Source organism: Nesterenkonia maliinae, assembly GCF_051262655.1.
Lineage (GTDB): Bacteria > Actinomycetota > Actinomycetes > Actinomycetales > Micrococcaceae > Nesterenkonia.
This window is the reverse complement of sequence record NZ_JBIMEY010000007.1, coordinates 159,369-176,435: the sequence shown is the minus strand read 5'-3', so window position 1 is coordinate 176,435 and position 17,067 is coordinate 159,369. Positions and strand designations below refer to the sequence as shown.

The window sequence follows — 17,067 nt, the reverse complement described above, 5'->3', positions numbered from 1 at the left end:
CTCGGGCGCTCCCGCTGCGCCGTCATCTCTGCAGAGTCACCACTGCGGAGTCACCGCTGCACCGCGCCGTGGCGCTGCTGCGCGAGGGCGACCGCGCCGGCGCGGGCCTCGGAGGCCTCCTCGGCGGTGAGCGTGCGGTCCTCGGCGCGGAAGCGCAGCGCGAAGGCCAGCGACTTCTGACCAGCCTCGATGTGCTCGCCGGAGTACACGTCGAAGAGCTCGATATCCTCGAGCAGCTCCCCGGCGCCCTCGACCAGAGTGGCCTCGAGCTGGGCGGCAGGAAGCTCGCCGGCCACGATCAGTGAGACGTCCTGGGTGGTCGGGGGGAAGGTCGAGATCGGCTCGGCGCTGATCTGCTCCGGGGAGCCGTCGATGAGCGCAGAGAGATCGAGCTCCATCACCGCGGTGCGAGCCGGGAGGTCCAGCTCCTCGATGACCTTCGGGTGAAGCTCGCCGGCGTGACCGACCCGCTCCCCGTTGAACCGCAGCTCGGCGGTGCGGCCGGGGTGGAAGGCCTGATGCCGGCCCTGGACCACCTCAAGCTGCACGCGCAGCAGGTCCGCGACCTTCTGCGCCGCATCCACCGCGTCTGCCCAGTCGCGACGGCGTCCGGGGACGCCGGGCAGCTCGGCCGCCTCGGCGCCGCTGAGCGCGGCCGCGATGTGCAGCGGCTGGTCGGGGATGCCGGCGTCGAGCCCTGCCAGCACTTCCTCACCGGGGTACACGCCCAGGTCCGGGATGCTCGGCGAACCGAGCTGGGACTGAGGGTGGAAGACCGAGCCGGCCTCGAAGAGCGCGACGTCGGTGAACCCGCGGGAGACGTTGCGGCGCAGCGCCTCGAGCAGCCCGGGGAGCACGGTGGTGCGCAGGGCCGGGTGCTGGCTGGCGATCGGGTTGGCCAGGCGCAGCATCGGCATGGGCTTCCCGGTGTCCTCGGCCTGCCCGAAGCGGGTGTTGGCGGCCTCGGAGTAGAACGGGTAGCTGAGCACCTCGGTGAACCCTGCGGCGGCCATGCCGGCGTACACGCTGCGTCGGCGCTGCTGGGATGCGGTGAGCCCGCGTCCGGCCGGCGGCACCGGAAGCCGGGAGGGGATTTGGTCATAGCCGACGAGCCGGGCGATCTCCTCCACCAGGGCGGCGGGGATCGTCAGGTCCGGGCGCCAACTCGGTGGAGTCACCAGCAGGTGCTCCCCGTCCTGGCGCAGCTCGGCGCCGATGGCCTCCAGCGTGGAGCGGATCTGTTCCTGGGTGTAGGGCACCCCGGTGAGCTTCTCCGGCAGCACCGCGTCCAGCCGGATCGACTCGGGCAGCACGGGGGCTCCCGCGTCGGTGACCTCACGTGAATCGGTGCCGCCGGCGAGCTGGACGAGCAGGTCCACCACGCGCTGCGCGGCGAGCGGGGGAAGCAGCGGGTCCACGCCGCGTTCGAAGCGCTTGGACGCCTCGGAGGGCAGCTTGTGCCGGCGCTTGCTGCGGCTGATGCTGATCGGGTCGAAGTGCGCGGCTTCCACGATGACGGTGGAGGTGGTGGAGTCCACCTCGGTGCGGGCTCCGCCCATGACTCCGGCGATCCCGATGGGGCCGGACTGATCTGCGATCACCAGGTCCTCGGGGTTCAGCGTGCGGACCTTCTCGTCCAGGGTGGTGAGCTTCTCGCCGGCCGCGGCGCGGCGGACCTCGATGCCGCCGTCGAGCTTGGCCGCGTCGTAGCAGTGGTTGGGCTGTCCCAGTTCGAGCATCACGTAGTTGGAGACGTCCACGGCGATGCTGATCGTGCGCATCCCGGCCAGGCGCAGCCGGGCGGCCATCCATGGCGGGGTGGGCGCGGCCGGGTCGATGCCGGTGACCTTGTGGGTGACGAACCGGCTGCAGCCCTGGACCCCATAGATCGGGGTGTCATCGCTGAGCGTGACCTCGTGACCGGGCCGGGCGGCGTCGTCGTTCTTCGCGGTGTTGATCTGGGCGGCGGGGTCGATGAACGGGGTGCCGGTGGCGTGGGAATACTCGCGGGCGATCCCGCGCAGCGAGAAGGCGTAGCCGCGGTCAGGGGTCACGTTGATCTCGGCGGCGGAGTCGTAGAGGCCCAGGAGTTCCATGGCGTCGGTGCCGGGCTCCGGGTCGAGCCCGAGGGTGGAGAGCACCAGGATCCCGTCGTGGTCCTCGCCGATGCCGAGCTCGCGCACCGAGGCGATCATGCCGGCGGAGACGTGTCCGTAGGTCTTGCGCGCGGCGATCCTGAAGTCACCGGGCAGCACGGCGCCCGGGAGGGTGACCACGACCTTGTCGCCGACCTCGAAGTTGTGCGCGCCGCAGACGACGCCCTGGACGCCGGAGGGGTCGATGCCCTCGTGGGTGAGCGTCTGGGCGGTGCCCGCGGGCACCACGCGGACCTGGCACCAGTTGATGGTCTTGCCGTTGGACTGGGGCTCGGGAATCTTCTCCAGCACCTCGCCGACGACGATCGGGCCGCTGAGCGAGTCGGTGGGACGGTGGACGTCCTCCTCTTCGAGGCCGACCTTGACCAGCTCCGCCATGAGGTCCTCAGCGGTGCCCTCGGCGGGGAACTGGGTGTATTCACGAATCCAAGAGAGCGGGATGCGCATGTCTCAGACCTCCATTCCGAAGTGCTGGCTGAAGCGGATGTCGCCTTCGATCATGTCGCGCATGTCGGGGACGCCGTTGCGGAACATCAGGGTGCGTTCGATGCCCATGCCGAAGGCGAAGCCGGTGTACTCCTCCGGGTCCACGCCGGCGGCGCGCAGCACGGCGGGGTTGATCATGCCGCAGCCGCCCCATTCGACCCAGCGTGGACCGCCCTTGGCCTGGGCGTGCCAGACGTCGAGCTCCGCGGAGGGCTCGGTGAAGGGGAAGTAGCTGGGGCGCAGCCTGATCGCGGCGTCGGGTCCGAACATCTGCCGGGCGAAGTGCTCCAGGGTGCCCTTGAGGTCGGCCATGGTGAGTCCCTTGTCCACGGCGAGGCCCTCGAACTGGTGGAACACCGGGGTGTGGGTGGCGTCGAGCTCATCGGTGCGGAAGGTCTTGCCGGGGCAGAGCACGTAGACAGGGAGCTCTCGGGTGAGCAGCGACCGGATCTGCACCGGGGAGGTGTGGGTGCGCAGCACCAGGTGGGCCTCGGGGGGCTCCACGAAGAAGGTGTCCTGCATCTCCCGCGAGGGGTGGTCCGGGGCGATGTTCAGCGCGTCGAAGTTGAACCACTCGGATTCCACCTCGGGGCCTTCGGCGATCTCCCAGCCCATGGCGATGAAGACGTCGGAGACCCGCTCCTGGAGCACCGAGAGCGGGTGCCGGGCGCCGAGCGGACGACGCCGGCGGGCCGCGGTGACGTCGACGGTCTCTTCCACCAGGATCCGCTCCGCGTGCTCGACCTCGAGCACTGCGGTGCGCGCGGCGAGGGCCTTCTGCATCTTCCCGCGAGCGCCGCCGAGCAGCTTGCCCGCGGCGGCCTTCTCGGTCTTGTCCAGCGACCCGATCTGACGGTTCGCCAGCACCAGCGGCGCCTTGTCTCCGGTGTGCGCGAGCCGGGCGGCCTTGAGCTCCTCGAGGTCGCGGGCGCCCGCGAAGGCGTCGACGGCCTGCTGCACAGCATGGTCGATGGCGGACTCATCCAGCGGATGCGGTGTTTCGGGCGTGGACATTCTGCTCCCGGGTCAGGTGGGTGGAAACAATCCCGGTCAGTTTATGCGGGTCACTGGTAGGAGACGAACCACGGTTTGGGGTCGACGTCGAACGTCTGCTCCGAGGTGAAGGTCGGCGAGTCCTCGTCGTAGAAGTTCTTCCAGCCGAGCCAGATGTCTTCGCTGAGGTCCTGCTGCAGGGTCTCGTAGGTCTCGGTCTTCATCCCCGGTGTCCCGTGCCCGTCGGCGTGGAGCAGGATGGCCAGCTCCTCGTGGGAGGTGTCGATGTCCTCGCGGTCCGAGATCATGGCGAGCTGGAACTGGTGCAGCACCAGCAACTTCTGCGGGAGCTCGTGCTCCCTGGTCAGTCCGGCCAGCCAGTCGGAGACCTCGTTGATCTCCGCGGCGCTGACCGACCCGATCTGCTCCATGTGTCGCTGTCCCTCGCTGAGCCGCCATTCAGGGTCCAGCGCGAGCCCGACGTGGGGCTGGGACAGGAAGTCTTCGTAGAGCTGGGCCTGTTCCAGGAAGCTGGCGTGGCCGGGCTGCAGGTCGAGCACCACGTAGATGTCCTCCTCCGCGGCCAGGTCCACCCAGGGCTCGATGACCTCGGGGTCCAGGGCATTGGTGTAGTTGCCGTCGATGCCCGGCTCGCTGATCGCGATGGAGGTGATGATCTCGAAGGCCGGCTGGACCGGCTCCTCGGAGTGCTCCTGGTACTGCTCGGCGTAGAACTTCACCCGATCGGCGGCGTCCTGCGGCTCGCCCTCGCCCAGGACCCCCAGCGCCGGGATGCCGGGGGCGCCGTAGGCGGCGAGGAAGCGCCGGTCAGGGAAGAGCGTGTCGCCTCCCCCGGGAAGCTCGGCAGGCTCGGCCTCGGGTTCTTCGGAGGCCTCGGCGTCGGCCGAGTCGCCGCCGTCTGCTGAGCCATCGCCCTCCGCGCCGCTCTCCGAACTCCCATCAGCTGCGTCGCCGTCCTCGCCCTCGTCGGTGGCGCCCTCGCCCTCGTCGGTGGCGTCCTCGCCCTCGTCAGTGGTGTCATCCACGGAGTCACCGCTGGACTGCGCGGCGGAGCCGTCCTCCGAGTCCCCGGGGCCCGAGCCGCAGGCGGGCAGGGTCACGGCGAGCAGCATCGCACTGAGCACGAGCCCCGGACGAAGGGAGCGGGAGGTCGGGGCCGAAGTGTTCATGCGTTTCACGCTACCGGTGAATGCGAATGACCCTCGCATCGGTTCCGGCTCACACACTTGTCGCAGGCAAAGCATCCCCGGGGCCGGCAGGGGAAGCGCCCCAGGGGGTCGGTCAGCGCAGCTGCGACCCCCTGGGATGGTCAGTGCTCGCGCAGCCAGACCGTGGTCTCCCCCGGCAGCACCTCTGCGCTCAACGGCTGCGAGCTGACCAGCACCTCTCCGGCGGGCAGCGGGACGGCCTGCTCGCCGAAGTTGGTCACGCAGATCCATCCCCCGGGCCGGCGGAAGGCCAGCACCTCGGAGCCGGGACCCCCGACGCCGGGCAGCTCGATCCACTCCAGGGTGTCCTCCCCCTGAAGCTCGCGGCGCAGCTGCAGCGCGCGCCGGTAGAGGTTCAGCGTCGAGTCCTCGTCCGTGTCCTGGGCCTGCACGCTGTAGCCGGAGAACCACTCGGGCTGCGGCAGATGGGCCTCGCCCTCGCCGAACCCGAAGGTCTCTCCCGCGCTGGACCAGGGCAGCGGGACCCGGCAGCCGTCGCGACCGACGCTGAATCCAGGGCTGCGGAAGAACGTCGGGTCCTGCCGGTCGGCGTCGGGGATCTCCGCGACCTCATGCAGGCCCAGCTCCTCCCCCTGGTAGAGGTAGGCGCTGCCGGGCAGGGCCAGTTCGAACAGCGATGCGGCGCGGGCCCGACGCAGCCCGGCGTCGGCCTGCAGCTCCGGGGTCGTGCCGGCGGTGAGCAGCCAGTGGGTGCCGGCCTTCTCCTCGCCGTCGGCCTTGGGCGGGAGCCCGTACCGGGTGGCGTGGCGCACGACGTCGTGGTTCGAGAGCACCCAGGTGCTGGAGGACCCGGACTTCGCCGCCAGCTCCAGGTTGAAGGTCACGATCTCGCGGAACTGGGCGGCGTCGAAGCTGGCTTCGAGCAGGTCGAAGTTGAAGGCCTGGCCCAGTCCCTCGGCGGAGGCGTACTTCGGCCGGCGCGAGGACTCCACCCAGGCCTCGGCCACTCCGATCCGCGGCGGATCGTATTCGTTGAAGACGCTGCGCCATTCGCGGTAGATCTCGTGGACGTCATCGCGGTCCCAGAGGGGGTGGGCGCCGTCCTTCGGGGTGGCGTCCAGCTCGGCCTGGCTGGGCAGGTTCGCCGGCAGGTCCTTGGACAGCGCGTGCGCGACGTCGACCCGGAAGCCGTCGACGCCCCGGTCGGACCAGAAGCGCAGGGTCTGCAGGAAGTCCTCGTGGACCTCGCGGTTGTGCCAGTTCAGGTCGGGCTGCTCCTTGGCGAAGCTGTGCAGGAACCACTGACCCGGTGTGCCGTCGGGTTCGGTGATCCGGGTCCATGCCGGTCCGCCGAACATGGAGGTCCAGTCCGACGGCGGCTGTTCTCCCGCCTCGCCGGCACCGTCGCGGAAGATGTAGCGCTCCCGGGCGGCTGAGCCCTTCGGCGAGCGCAGCGCCTCGTGGAACCATTCGTGGCGGTCCGAGGTGTGGTTGGGCACGATGTCCACGATGAGCCGGATCCCGGCACTGTGCAGGGCGGCGACCATGGTGTCGAAGTCCTCCAGGGTGCCGATCTTGGGGTCGACGTCGCGGTAGTCGTCCACGTCGTAGCCGCCGTCGGCCAGGGCCGAGGGGTAGAAGGGGCTCAGCCAGACGGCGTCGACCCCGAGGTCCTGGAGGTATCCCACCCGGGAGGTGATCCCGCGCAGGTCGCCGATGCCGTTGGCGTCGGCGTCGGCGAAGGAGCGCGGGTAGATCTGGTAGACCGCGGCCTGGCGCCACCAGTGGGGGTCGGTGCCGAGTCCGCTGGTCGTGCTCGGGGCTGCTGCGGTGGAGGTGAATGACAAGGGGTTCTCGTCCTTTCGATGTGTCGGGTGAGGCTCGGTCGCGGGTCGGGTCTCAGGGTCCGGGTGGATCATTTGACGGCGCCCTGGGTGAGTCCGGAGAGCACCCAGCGCTGGGAGATCACGTAGGCGATGATCGCCGGCGCCATCGCCATCAGATAGGAGGCGAAGGAGACGTGGTAGTTGTTGCTGAACTGGGTCTGGAAGATCTCCTGGATCACCGGCAGCGTCTGCAGCGTGGGGTCCGCGATGATCAGCGAGGGCATCATGAAGTCGTTCCAGGATTTCAGGAAGGCGAAGATCCCCACGGTGGCGCTCATCGGCGCCATCAGCGGGAAGACGATCCGCCAGAACGCTCCTGCGGTGGACGCGCCGTCCATCCGGGCGGATTCCTCGAGCTCCGCGGGCAGCGAGCGCAGGAACGCGGTGAACAGCAGCGTGCTGAAGGAGATCTGGAACATGATGTGCAGCAGCGCCACTCCGAGCGGGTTCGCCAGCTCGACCATGCCGGTGAGCTTGACCTGGGACAGCGCCAGCACCGGGAACGGCAGGAACATCGCGGCCAGCAGGTAGTAGAACGCCCAGCGGTAGGCCTTCTTCTCCCAGTTCCGCGAGATCGCATAGGAGGCCATCGCGCTGAGCAGGATCGTGCCGATCACGGTGACCAGGGTGATCAGGATCGAGATCGTGAAGGCGCGGGGGAAGTCGGTCAGCGCCCAGGCGGTGGTGAAACCCTCGATGCTGAACGGGGCAGGCCATGCGAACGCCTCCCCCTCGACGGCCTGCTCTCCGGTCTTGAAGGCCATCGAGATGGTGACGTAGAAGGGCAGGATCACGGTGAGCGCGCCGAGGAAGAGCAGCACGGTGGTGCCCCAGCGGTGCCGATCGGAGCGGCGAGAGGTGGGCAGCGAACCTTCCGTGGAGCGGCGCGGAGTCGTGCTCGCGGCGCAGCCGGGGACGGTGGTGGTGGGCAGAGTCATCAGATTCTCGCGTTTCCTCGGGTCAGGCGCAGCTGGATGAGTGCGATGGTCAGCGTGATCAGGAAGAAGATCGTGGAGTTCGCCATCTGATAGGCGTAGTCGCCGTTGTCGAAGCCGGAGAAGATCGTCATCGCCACCGAGCGGGTGGAGGTGCCCGGACCGCCGTCGGTCAGGCCCACGATGATCTCGTAGGTGCCCAGGAAGTCCTTGAACCCGATGATCACGTTGATCAGCACGAAGCCTGAGATCAGCGGCAGAGTGATGCTGCGCAGCTGCTTCCAGGCGGAGGCCCCGTCGATGGCGGAGGCCTCGTAGACGTCCCGCGGGACCGTCATCAGTCCGGCGATGTAGATCAGCATGGCCTGTGGGACCGCCTGCCAGGCGGTCACCAGCACGATGGAGATCCAGGCCAGATCAGGGTCCGCGAGGATCGACTCTTCCAACACCCCCAGCTGCAGCGCCTGGGCCGCGGCGGGGACCGTATTGGCGAAGATGAACTGGAAGACGAAGGCGATGATGATTCCGGAGACCACCATCGGCATCACGAAGATCGTGCGCAGCGCCGTCTTCGCCCGGATCTTGGCGGTCAGCCCGATGGCCAGGGTCAGGGCGACCACGTTGACCAGGATCACGGTGCACAGCGCGACCCCGATGGTGAACCCGTAGGAGGAGAGGATCGCCGGGTCGCTGAACATCACCAGGTAGTTGTTGAGTCCGACGAAGTCGAACTCTCCGAAGCCCACCGAGTCGGTGAAGCTGTAGAAGATGCCCATCGCCGCGGGCATGGTGATGCTCAGCGTGAACAGCACCAGGGTGGGCAGCAGGAACCAGAGGTAGACCCGGTCCGCGCGGGGTCGGCGTCGCACCGGCGTTCGGGACGCGGGGTCCCTCCCGGCGGGGACGTCTGCGGTCTGCGAAGTCCTGCGGGCGGGCTTGGTGGTCGTGGTCATGTCAGGCCTCGGTCTCTCAGCGTCGAGCCAGTCGGGCCCAGTCCTCGTCCAGCGTCCGCAGCGTTGCTTCCAGACTCTGACCGGTGACTATGCCTTGGGCGTAGTTCTCGAACGGGATGGTGCGCGGGATGGCCTGGGACACTCCCTGGTAGAACGCGGCGCGGTCGACGAAGGTCTGCAGGTCCTGCAGCCGGGGGTCCTCCACGGCGGGCGCATCCTCGCGGACTCCGAAGGCGAGGTTGTCCCGGTTATAGGCGTCGGCGATCTCCGGCGTGATCAGGTAGCGCAGCAGGTCCCGCGCGGGTTCTTGGGCGTTGGAGGCCTCGGGCACCCAGAGCGCGAGGTCGAGGTTCACCCGGACCTGCAGATCCTCGGGATCCTCGGTCATCGGCAGCGGGAAGATCCCGATCTGCGCGTCCGGGTTGAGTGTGGCGATCTCGCCCAGCGCCCAGGGGCCCTGCAGGTACATCGCGGCCTCGCCGCGGGCGAAGGCGACGTTGCCGTCCCCGTAGCCCCGGCTCGCGGCCCCGGGCTGTGAGAAGGCGGCGATCTCGAGCATCTGTTCCAGCGGTTCACGCAGGGTGCGGGAGAACGAGACCGGAGCGTCGGGCCCGGCGTCGGGGCCCTGGGCGCGCAGCTGCTCGAAGAACTCCGCGACGTCGACCGAACCGCCAACGCTGTAGTCGATGAGCCCCTGCGCCACGGTCCAGGGATCGGCGTAGGTGGAGTAGATCGGTGTCACTCCGGCCTCTTCGAGCGTGCCGCAGACCTCGAGGAACTCGGAGTAGGTGGTCGGGATCGAGAGGTCATGCTCGGCGAAGATCTCTTCGTTGTAGAGCACCGCGGCGGCCATCATCGAATACGGGATCACGCTGGTGCGCCCCGGGTAGGTCGGGTACTGGTCGACCAGGTCCTGGATGCTCGGGGCGATGCGCGCCTCCCCGGCGAGATCCGCGAGGTCGGAGAAGGCCCCGCGCTCCTGGAAGCGGACGATCTCGTAGTTGTAGTTCAGGCAGCCCAGGTCTGGCGGGTTGCCTCGGGCGAAGCCTGCTGAGAGTCCCGAGGAGGTGTCGTGGACCGCTCGCACGCCCGAGGCCTGCTGGTTGAAGTCCTGCACCAGGTCCCCGAAGTACGGGATCGCCTCGGGCTTCGACTGGTGGAACGAGACCTCTTGGGCGCCGCGGCCGGTGCCGCAGCCACTGAGGCCAGCGGCCAGAGCCACTCCTGCCAGTCCGCCGAGGAAGGCTCGTCGCGAGGGTGTGGGTGGAGCGTAGCTCACCAGGTCCCCCTTCTGTGATGTAGAACACTAAAACTTGATGTCCCGACTAAATATAGAGGCTTAATATAAGCGATGCAATAATGTGGGGAGATTTTCTCGCGCCCCACCGATCGGAAGCAGGCCACTATGAGTCAGACGCGCTCTCCGGCGCCGGCCGGTTCCTCGCAGCTGATCCGGCAGCTCAACGCGCAGCGCGTGCTGAGCTGCATGTGGGGCCGCGAACCCAGCACCGCCACGGAGCTGATGCATGCCACCGGCCTCACCCGCGCCACGATCCTGACGCTGTGCCGGGAACTCACCGAGCAGGGCTGGCTCGAGGTCTCGGAGAACTCCCGACAGGCCGGCCAGTACACCAAGGGCCGCCCTGCCCTGCGGTATGCGTTCCGCGAGGACGCCTGCCACGTGATCGGCGTCGACGCCGGGCTGCACCAGGTCACCGCGGCGGTGGCGAACCTGCGCGGCGTCGAAGTCGGCTGCGCCACCCGGCCGTCGAACCCGCAGGGATCCGACGCCCCGCTGCAGCCAGCGGCAGAACGACGACGCACCATCCTGGACACCATCGATGCCGCCCTGGGCCAGGCCGGTCTCACCCATGCCGATGTGGCCAGCCTGGTCATCGCCGTGCCCGCGCCCGTGGACTCAGACGGACACTCCCCCAAGGGGCTCAACGCCTTCTGGAGCCTGATGAACCCCGAGCTGATCACCCTGGGCGCTGAACACGGCTGGGACTGCGCGGTGGACAATGACGCCAACCTCGCCGCACTCGCTGAGCTCGACTTGCAGTCCAGCTCGGCAGATGACTCCTTCGCGGTGATCCTCTCCGGCGAGCGCCTGGGCGCAGGACTCGTGATGGACGGACGCCTGCTGCATCAGGCCCGCGGGGGCATCGGCGAGCTCGGCATGCTTGATCTAGTCCAGGGCGTCGAATCCTCCAACGGTCTGGGCTGGTGGGCTCGTCACCTCGCCCGGGAGACGCTGCGCCAGACCCCGGGACACCCCGGCCCGCTGGGCCAGGTGACCGCGGAGGACGTGACCAGCGAAGACGTCTTCGCCGCAGCGGCGGCAGGAGACCAGCTCGCTCTGGAGATCATGGATCAGCTCGCGGACCGGCTGGCGCGGATCTGCGTGGTGCTCGCCGGCCTGCTGGATCTGGATCGGATCCTGGTCTCCGGAGCGATCGCTCCGGCGCTGACCGATGTGGCCGCCCGCGCCAAGGAGAAGCTCGCCCAGCATCTCTACGCCCCCTGGCTGCAGATCGACGCCTCCACGCTGGGGGCCCACGCCGTGCGGCGCGGCGCGATCCGGCTCGCGGTGGACCGGATCCAGGACCAGGCGCTGCACCCCGGCCCGGCGGCCTGAACCCGGAGGCCCGCCCGGGGCGCGGATCCCGGCTAGATTATCTGCCATGGACACGACAGGGCGCAGCCCCATTCAGCCCGAGGACTCCTCGCCCGAGGACGCGGCATCCGAACACCAGCCGCCCGTCAGCGGCACCGCCAGGCCCGGGGTGACCGCCGATGTCGTCGTCCTGATCCTTGCCCCGTTCGCCGTGGCGCTGGTGTTTGCCTTCATGATCGCCCCGACTGCGGCGATCGGGCTGGGGCTGGTCCTTGCCGCGCTCCTCGCGCCCAGCGTGGCCGCGGTCTCGCTGCTGCGCCGGCGCCCCCGCGCGGTGTCCACCGCTGACCGGGTGACGCTGCTGCGCGTGGGACTGATCGGGGTGCTCACGGCCGCCGCGGTACTGATACTCGTCGAGGCGATTCCGGCTCGCAGCTGGGCCCTGGCCGTCGTGATCGGCGTCGCGCTGCTGCTCGATGCCGTCGACGGCGCGGTGGCCCGACGCACGCACAGCTCCAGCGCCTCCGGGGCCCGCCTCGACATGGAGGCCGATGCGGCGGCGCTGCTGGTCGTCTCGCTCATCGCAGCGGTCACCGTGGGCTGGTGGGCGGTGGCGATCGGGGCGATGCGCTACCTCTATGTGGCCGCGGCCCGGATCCGCCCGCCCCTGCGCGGGGAGCTGGGCTACAGCCTGTTCCGGCGGATCGTGGCCGCGATCCAGGCCTCGGTGCTGTGGGTGGCTATGCTGCCGATCACCCCCGTCCCCTTCGCCGCGGCGGTCACCGCGATCGCGCTGACCCTGCTGATCACCTCCTTCACCCGAGACGCGATCCAGCTGGAACGCTCCGCCAAGCTCGAGGGGCGGCACTGATGGCGCAGCACGCGTTCATCGTCCCGGCGGACCTCCCGGGACCCAGCGGCGGACTGACCTATAACCAGCGGGTGCTCGCGCAATGGCGGGCGCGCGGGCTCGACGTCGAGGAAGTGCCGATCCCAGGAGGGTGGCCGAACCCCGCCCCCGCGGATCGCGAGGTCCTGGCGCAGCGGCTTCAGCAGCACCGACAGGTGCTGATCGACGGCATCATCGGCTCCGCCGCCCCGGAGGAGCTCGCCCTCGCCGCCGCATCGGGCACCCAGATCGCGATGCTGGTGCATCTGCCGCTGCCCGCCGAATCCGGACTGAGCGCCGAGGAGCGGCAACGTCTGGCCCGCAGCGAACGCGCCGCCGTGGACGCCGCGCAGACGATCGTGTGCACCAGCAGCTGGGCGCGCGATGACCTGCACACGCGCTACGGACTGGACGCGGTCGCCGTGGCGGAGCCCGGCGTCGACCCGGCCGCACTGGCGGCGGGGAGCATGCCGCCGCGGCTGCTCTTCCTCGGGGCGGTGACCCCGCGGAAGAACCCGCTGGGGCTGCTGCAGGCCCTGGGTGGACTCACCGAGCTGCCGTGGACCGCCGTGATCGCCGGACCTGAAGCGCAGGACCCCGGCTACGCGGCGCAGGTCCGCGCCGCCGCGGACGCCCTCCCCGAGGGTCGTGCCGCGGTGATCGGGGCCGTGGGTGGTGAGCAGCTCGAGGCGCTGTGGAGCGAGACGGACCTGCTGGTGCTCCCCTCCCTGGTGGAGACCTACGGGATGGTGGTCACCGAGGCGCTCGCCCGCGGGATCCCCGCGCTGGTCGGCGCCGGCACCGGAGCGCAGAACGCTCTGCGCGGGGACGCAAGAGGCCCCCGAGCGGAGCTGCCGACACCGGGAGACGCACTGGATCCACACGATCTCGACGCCTGGTCAGCGCTGCTGCGGGAGTTCTTCGGCAATGCGTCTCTGCGGCAGCAATGGCGCGGCGCCGCGCAGGTCCACCGGGCTAGACTTCGGACATGGTCACACGCAGCGCAGGATCTCAGAACGGCGATCGAATGGTGACGCGGCCGGTGCCCGCGGACTGGCTGGGTGAGCGCCGTCGCGCCGACCACCAGGCACGCGAGAAGGCGACCCCGCTGATCGAGACGCTCACCATCCGGCTGCACGGGCTGCTCCCCGCAGAGGCCCAGACGTCCGACGCCGCCGAGACCAACGCCGCAGGGACCGGCGACGGCGCGGCCGCCGCCTCGGTGCACGTCATCGACGTCGGCGCCGGCACCGGGTCCAACCAGGCCTGGCTGGCTCCGCGCCTAGCCGTCGCGCAGCACTGGACGCTGCTGGACCATGACGCGAGCCTGCTGGAGGTCGCCGCGGAGGATCCCTCCGCCGCCGGGACGGGTCAGACCACCCGTGTGGTGGGCACAATCGAGGACCTTCCGGGCCTGACCCGCGGCGAGCAGGTCCAGCTGGTGACCTGCTCGGCCCTGCTGGACCTGCTCAGCCCCCGCGAGGCCGAGGTGCTCGCCGACGCCATCGCCGGACCCGACGCTGGTGCGAACGTCACGGCGCTGCTCAGCCTCACCGTGACCGGACAGGTGAACATCACCCCCAACCACCCCGACGACGCTGTCATCACCGAGGCCTTCGACGCCCACCAGCGCCGCGATGGCCTGCTGGGGCCCGACGCTGCTCACGCCGTGGCGCAGCTGCTGCGAGACCGCGGCGCCGAGGTCACCCTGTCCGAGACCGACTGGGCACTGGACTCCACCGAGGCGGCGCTCATCCAGCGCTATCTCCGCGACCGCGCCGACGTGGCCGTGGAACACGATCCGTCGCTGGCAGGCGTGGCTCAGGACTGGGTCGCTGCGCGCGAGGCGCAGCTGGCCCAGGACGAGCTGCGCGTCAGCGTCGGCCACCTCGATCTGCTGAGCCTGCCAGGCACCTGACTCGGTGACGCGATGAGCCTCGACCAGCGCAGCCAGACCTCCCGCCGGGGACACACCATGCTCCTCGCCGGCCTGCAGATCGCGATCACCCTGGGCATCTTCGGCTTCCTCGCCTCCCAATGGGGCATGAACCCGTTCATGGACGCGTTCAGACTGCTCCCGATCTGGATCTTCCCCGCCGCAGCGGTGCTCGGCGGTGTCGGGGTGCTCACCCAGGCCCTGCGCTGGCGCGTGATCGCCAGGCACCATCGGATCAGCATCGGTGTCGGCCCCGCAGTCGCACGCTGCTGGCAGGCCGCCTTCCTCAACGGCGTGCTCCCCGGGGGTCTGGCCGGCGACGCGCTGCGCGCTGCCGATGACAGCAGCGACGCCAAGGTCGAGGCCAGCGGCAGCGCCCTGCGCCGCGCCTTCGCGGCCATGGCCGCCGAACGGCTGATGGGCACCGCCGTGGTGTTCGTGGCAGCCGGGCTGACCCTGCTGCTGCTGGCACCGCTGGCTGGACTCGCCGCCCTGGGCGTGGCGACCGCCGCCGTCGTCGTGGCCTGGCGCTGGCTGAAGCCGCTCTCCCGCCGTGACGTCATCCACGTGGTGCTGCTCTCCGGCACCGGATGGGCGGCCTTCGCGGCGCTGTTCGCTCTCACGATCCTCGCGGTGACGCCTGAGATCCCGCTGGCATGGGCGCCCGGCCTCGCCGCCGTCGCGATCGCCGGCATGTCGGTCCCGCTGGGATTCGGCGGCTGGGGGCCCCGCGAGGCGGCCGCCGCCTGGGCATTCTCCCTGGCCGGATTCGTCCCGCACCTCGGAGTGACCGCGTCGATCAGCTACGGCCTGCTGGCACTGGCCTCCACACTCCCGGGTGCGATCATCCTGGCGCTGAGACTGCTCCCCCGGGTGGAGCGCGCGCGTCAGGTCAGAGAGCAGCGCGACGAGTCTGCCTAGGGACCCCTCGCACGTCAGCGCGACCCGTTCACCGCTGAACCCTGATGGCCTCTGGCAGGTTTCTCAAAGGAAACGCCAATAAATTCGGTTTTGTAGAAAAAATATTTTTGCTTGCGGGACCGCAGAAAGGGTGTTTAAATAAGCTTGCGCGATGGGAGGCGCAGTGCGCGCAGAGGCTCTTCTCACTGTCTCTGCGCGCATTTCCCTCGAAAAGAGGCAGCTTTCTCGTCCCGGTGTATGGATTCAGGGCCCAAGGTCTCGAAGAAGCTGTTCCACGATCGGACGATCCGCCGGGATCCACGGATAGTCCAGCAGCCGTGCGGTGACCGGGACCCAGTCCACACGGTCGTGATCCTGAAGCGGGAACGGCTCGCCGGCGAGGATCTCGCCGCGGAAGAGTCGCATCGCCGTCGTCTCCTTCAGCCACCAGCCGGCCTCTGCGACATAGCTGCTTGGTCCATCGCCGATGACCTCCGCGTGCAGCGCCACCTCGACGCCGAGCTCCTCCGTGAGTTCGCGGTGGAGCCCCTCGTGCAGCGACTCCCCGGGCTCGAGCTTCCCGCCGGGAAACTCCCACATCCCGGCGACGGACTCCGGAGAGGTTCGGCGCGCGATGAAGAGCTCCACGTCGTGGCCGGGGCGCTCGCGCAGCAGCGCTGCGGCGACGACGGTCTTGGTGAACTGGGCTGCGGTCCCGGTGCGCTGCGTGGCGGTCTGGCTCTCCATGGAGCCCAAGCTTAGGCGGAGGTCTCCACCACGGTCTTCAGGCGCGCAACAGATTGCGCCAGCATCCCAGAGCTGGTGGCCTTCGCGCGGTCAAGCCGCGACTCGTCCTGCAGCTGAGACCAGTCATAGGTGTGAGTGACCTCGGTGTCGCCGTCCTCGGTGGCGGCGAGGGACCAGCGCCACAGGTGACCGCTCGGCGCCTTGCCGACCTCCGAGGGCTTCCAGGCGATGAGCTCCCCTTCGAGGAACTCCACCACGTGGTTCTCGCGGACCTTGCCGTTGGTGAGCTCCATCCGGAAGACGTCGCCGACGCCGTTCACCCGCTGACCATTCTCGGCCTTGGCGAGGTTGTCGTTGCCGTCGAACTCGACCTGCAGCGCGGGATCGGCCAGAAACTCGAAGACCACCACGGGCAGCGCCTTGATGACGTCGCGCGCGCAGACCACACGTCCGCAGAACTCGGGGTCGTAGGAGAGATCCTCCGCGCCGTTCTCGCCGTACTGGGCCGCATGCGCGGGTGTCACAGGATCCATGGAACCGTCCTCGATTCGCCGTTGAAGTCTTGGAGCCTCAGCTTACGCCGCCGGTGCTGTGCCGCGTCTACACATGAATTCGGCCCGAATGACGACGACGGCCGTGACAGTGCTCACTCAGACCGTTCTTCCGCGCAGATCGGTGATCGACCAGCTATAGGCTGGCGCTCATGTCCGGATCCCAGAACGTTCCTCCCTGGCCAGAGGACAGAACCATCCCGCACACGCCCGCGGAAGATGTCTTCGGCGTGCTCATCGGCACCTTCCTCGCCTCGCTGGGCCTCTACGTGCTGCAGCAGTCCGAAGCCGTGACCGGAGGCACCGCGGGGTTCGCGCTGCTGCTGACCTACGCCACCCCGCTGAACTTCTCCTGGCTGTTCCTGCTCGTCAACGTGCCCTTCTTCGCACTGGCCATCTGGAAGAAGGGGTGGACCTTCACGCTCAAGACCGTGGCGGCGGTGGCGATCGTCTCCGGCTACGCGCTGCTGCATGGACCGATGCTGTCGCTGCCCGAGCTCACCCCGCTCTACGGGGTTCCGGCGGGCAACATCCTGATCGGCATGGGCCTGCTCGCGATCTTCCGGCATGGCGCCAGCCTGGGCGGGTTCAACATCGTGGCCCTCGTGGCGCAGGAGCGGCTGGGGCTGCGCGCCGGATACGTGCAGATGAGCCTGGACGTGGTGGTGATCCTGTTGGCGCTGACCGTCGTCGACCCGCTGAACGTGCTCTACTCCGCTCTGGGTGCGGTGCTGCTGAACCTGGTGCTGGCGCTGAACCACCGCCCCGGACGCTACCGGGCCTGAGCGGTCCCTTCCACGGTCCCTGCACGCTCCGCTGCCACGGTCC

Annotated in this window: 15 protein-coding genes; 6 read left to right on the top strand and 9 right to left on the bottom strand. The window is 69.3% G+C overall.

Features of this window, described 5'->3' with window-relative positions:
• Window positions 1-50: 50 nt before the first annotated feature.
• The 7 genes from pheT to ACHAA4_RS12715 form a co-directional block, all read right to left on the bottom strand.
• Window positions 51-2,603 (bottom strand): phenylalanine--tRNA ligase subunit beta, encoded by a 2,553-nt coding sequence (gene pheT / locus ACHAA4_RS12745; RefSeq protein WP_435774555.1) that lies wholly within the window; start codon window positions 2,601-2,603, stop codon window positions 51-53.
• Window positions 2,604-2,606: 3 nt separating this feature from the next.
• On the bottom strand, window positions 2,607-3,656 hold the full coding sequence (pheS, locus tag ACHAA4_RS12740) for a phenylalanine--tRNA ligase subunit alpha (RefSeq protein WP_435774554.1): 1,050 nt from the start codon (window positions 3,654-3,656) through the stop codon (window positions 2,607-2,609).
• A gap of 50 nt (window positions 3,657-3,706) precedes the next feature.
• On the bottom strand, window positions 3,707-4,825 hold the full coding sequence (locus ACHAA4_RS12735; RefSeq protein WP_435774553.1) for a hypothetical protein: 1,119 nt from the start codon (window positions 4,823-4,825) through the stop codon (window positions 3,707-3,709).
• A 140-nt stretch (window positions 4,826-4,965) separates the two neighbouring features.
• Window positions 4,966-6,672 (bottom strand): glycoside hydrolase family 13 protein, encoded by a 1,707-nt coding sequence (locus ACHAA4_RS12730; RefSeq protein WP_435774552.1) that lies wholly within the window; start codon window positions 6,670-6,672, stop codon window positions 4,966-4,968.
• Window positions 6,673-6,740: 68 nt separating this feature from the next.
• A complete protein-coding gene (locus tag ACHAA4_RS12725) occupies window positions 6,741-7,649 on the bottom strand; it encodes a carbohydrate ABC transporter permease (protein ID WP_435774551.1) in 909 nt (302 codons plus the stop codon).
• Window positions 7,649-8,599 (bottom strand): carbohydrate ABC transporter permease, encoded by a 951-nt coding sequence (locus tag ACHAA4_RS12720; protein ID WP_435774550.1) that lies wholly within the window; start codon window positions 8,597-8,599, stop codon window positions 7,649-7,651. The genes ACHAA4_RS12725 and ACHAA4_RS12720 overlap by 1 nt, the downstream gene beginning before the upstream one ends.
• A gap of 16 nt (window positions 8,600-8,615) precedes the next feature.
• The gene (locus ACHAA4_RS12715; protein ID WP_435774549.1) at window positions 8,616-9,878 is read right to left on the bottom strand and encodes an ABC transporter substrate-binding protein; all 1,263 of its coding nucleotides are present in this window, start codon (window positions 9,876-9,878) and stop codon (window positions 8,616-8,618) included.
• A 126-nt stretch (window positions 9,879-10,004) separates the two neighbouring features.
• Here ACHAA4_RS12715 and ACHAA4_RS12710 point away from each other — a divergent pair, with 126 nt between their 5' ends.
• From ACHAA4_RS12710 to ACHAA4_RS12690, 5 genes are read left to right on the top strand one after another with little or no spacing between them, the layout of a single operon-like run.
• Complete coding sequence (locus ACHAA4_RS12710) at window positions 10,005-11,237, top strand: ROK family protein (RefSeq protein WP_435774548.1); 1,233 nt, start codon at window positions 10,005-10,007, stop codon at window positions 11,235-11,237.
• A gap of 46 nt (window positions 11,238-11,283) precedes the next feature.
• The gene (locus ACHAA4_RS12705) at window positions 11,284-12,087 is read left to right on the top strand and encodes a CDP-alcohol phosphatidyltransferase family protein (RefSeq protein WP_435774547.1); all 804 of its coding nucleotides are present in this window, start codon (window positions 11,284-11,286) and stop codon (window positions 12,085-12,087) included.
• A complete protein-coding gene (locus tag ACHAA4_RS12700) occupies window positions 12,087-13,139 on the top strand; it encodes a glycosyltransferase family 4 protein (RefSeq protein ID WP_435774546.1) in 1,053 nt (350 codons plus the stop codon). Before ACHAA4_RS12705 ends, ACHAA4_RS12700 begins: the two co-directional genes overlap by 1 nt.
• Window positions 13,094-14,023, top strand: coding sequence for a class I SAM-dependent methyltransferase (locus ACHAA4_RS12695; protein WP_435774545.1), 930 nt, complete (start codon window positions 13,094-13,096; stop codon window positions 14,021-14,023). The genes ACHAA4_RS12700 and ACHAA4_RS12695 overlap by 46 nt, the downstream gene beginning before the upstream one ends.
• A 12-nt stretch (window positions 14,024-14,035) precedes the next feature.
• Window positions 14,036-14,962: a lysylphosphatidylglycerol synthase transmembrane domain-containing protein gene (locus ACHAA4_RS12690; RefSeq protein ID WP_435774544.1), complete on the top strand. Its 927-nt coding sequence runs from the start codon at window positions 14,036-14,038 to the stop codon at window positions 14,960-14,962.
• 243 nt (window positions 14,963-15,205) lie between these two features.
• Here the strand turns inward: ACHAA4_RS12690 and ACHAA4_RS12685 are convergent, their stop codons facing one another.
• Both ACHAA4_RS12685 and ACHAA4_RS12680 read right to left on the bottom strand, forming a co-directional pair.
• Complete coding sequence (locus ACHAA4_RS12685; RefSeq protein WP_435774543.1) at window positions 15,206-15,688, bottom strand: (deoxy)nucleoside triphosphate pyrophosphohydrolase; 483 nt, start codon at window positions 15,686-15,688, stop codon at window positions 15,206-15,208.
• An 11-nt stretch (window positions 15,689-15,699) separates the two neighbouring features.
• Window positions 15,700-16,221, bottom strand: coding sequence for an SRPBCC family protein (locus ACHAA4_RS12680; RefSeq protein ID WP_435774542.1), 522 nt, complete (start codon window positions 16,219-16,221; stop codon window positions 15,700-15,702).
• Between the two features lie 170 nt (window positions 16,222-16,391).
• Here ACHAA4_RS12680 and ACHAA4_RS12675 point away from each other — a divergent pair, with 170 nt between their 5' ends.
• Window positions 16,392-17,024: a YitT family protein gene (locus ACHAA4_RS12675; protein WP_435774541.1), complete on the top strand. Its 633-nt coding sequence runs from the start codon at window positions 16,392-16,394 to the stop codon at window positions 17,022-17,024.
• Window positions 17,025-17,067 lie beyond the last annotated feature (43 nt).

Coding starts and splice junctions, on each gene's coding strand:
- pheT (WP_435774555.1), bottom strand. CDS start 2,603: ATGCGCATCCCGCTCTCTTGGATTCGTGAATACACCCAGTTCCCCGCC.
- pheS (WP_435774554.1), bottom strand. CDS start 3,656: ATGTCCACGCCCGAAACACCGCATCCGCTGGATGAGTCCGCCATCGAC.
- ACHAA4_RS12735 (WP_435774553.1), bottom strand. CDS start 4,825: ATGAACACTTCGGCCCCGACCTCCCGCTCCCTTCGTCCGGGGCTCGTG.
- ACHAA4_RS12725 (WP_435774551.1), bottom strand. CDS start 7,649: ATGACTCTGCCCACCACCACCGTCCCCGGCTGCGCCGCGAGCACGACT.
- ACHAA4_RS12720 (WP_435774550.1), bottom strand. CDS start 8,599: ATGACCACGACCACCAAGCCCGCCCGCAGGACTTCGCAGACCGCAGAC.
- ACHAA4_RS12710 (WP_435774548.1), top strand. CDS start 10,005: ATGAGTCAGACGCGCTCTCCGGCGCCGGCCGGTTCCTCGCAGCTGATC.
- ACHAA4_RS12705 (WP_435774547.1), top strand. CDS start 11,284: ATGGACACGACAGGGCGCAGCCCCATTCAGCCCGAGGACTCCTCGCCC.
- ACHAA4_RS12700 (WP_435774546.1), top strand. CDS start 12,087: ATGGCGCAGCACGCGTTCATCGTCCCGGCGGACCTCCCGGGACCCAGC.
- ACHAA4_RS12695 (WP_435774545.1), top strand. CDS start 13,094: ATGGTCACACGCAGCGCAGGATCTCAGAACGGCGATCGAATGGTGACG.
- ACHAA4_RS12690 (WP_435774544.1), top strand. CDS start 14,036: ATGAGCCTCGACCAGCGCAGCCAGACCTCCCGCCGGGGACACACCATG.
- ACHAA4_RS12685 (WP_435774543.1), bottom strand. CDS start 15,688: ATGGAGAGCCAGACCGCCACGCAGCGCACCGGGACCGCAGCCCAGTTC.
- ACHAA4_RS12680 (WP_435774542.1), bottom strand. CDS start 16,221: ATGGATCCTGTGACACCCGCGCATGCGGCCCAGTACGGCGAGAACGGC.
- ACHAA4_RS12675 (WP_435774541.1), top strand. CDS start 16,392: ATGTCCGGATCCCAGAACGTTCCTCCCTGGCCAGAGGACAGAACCATC.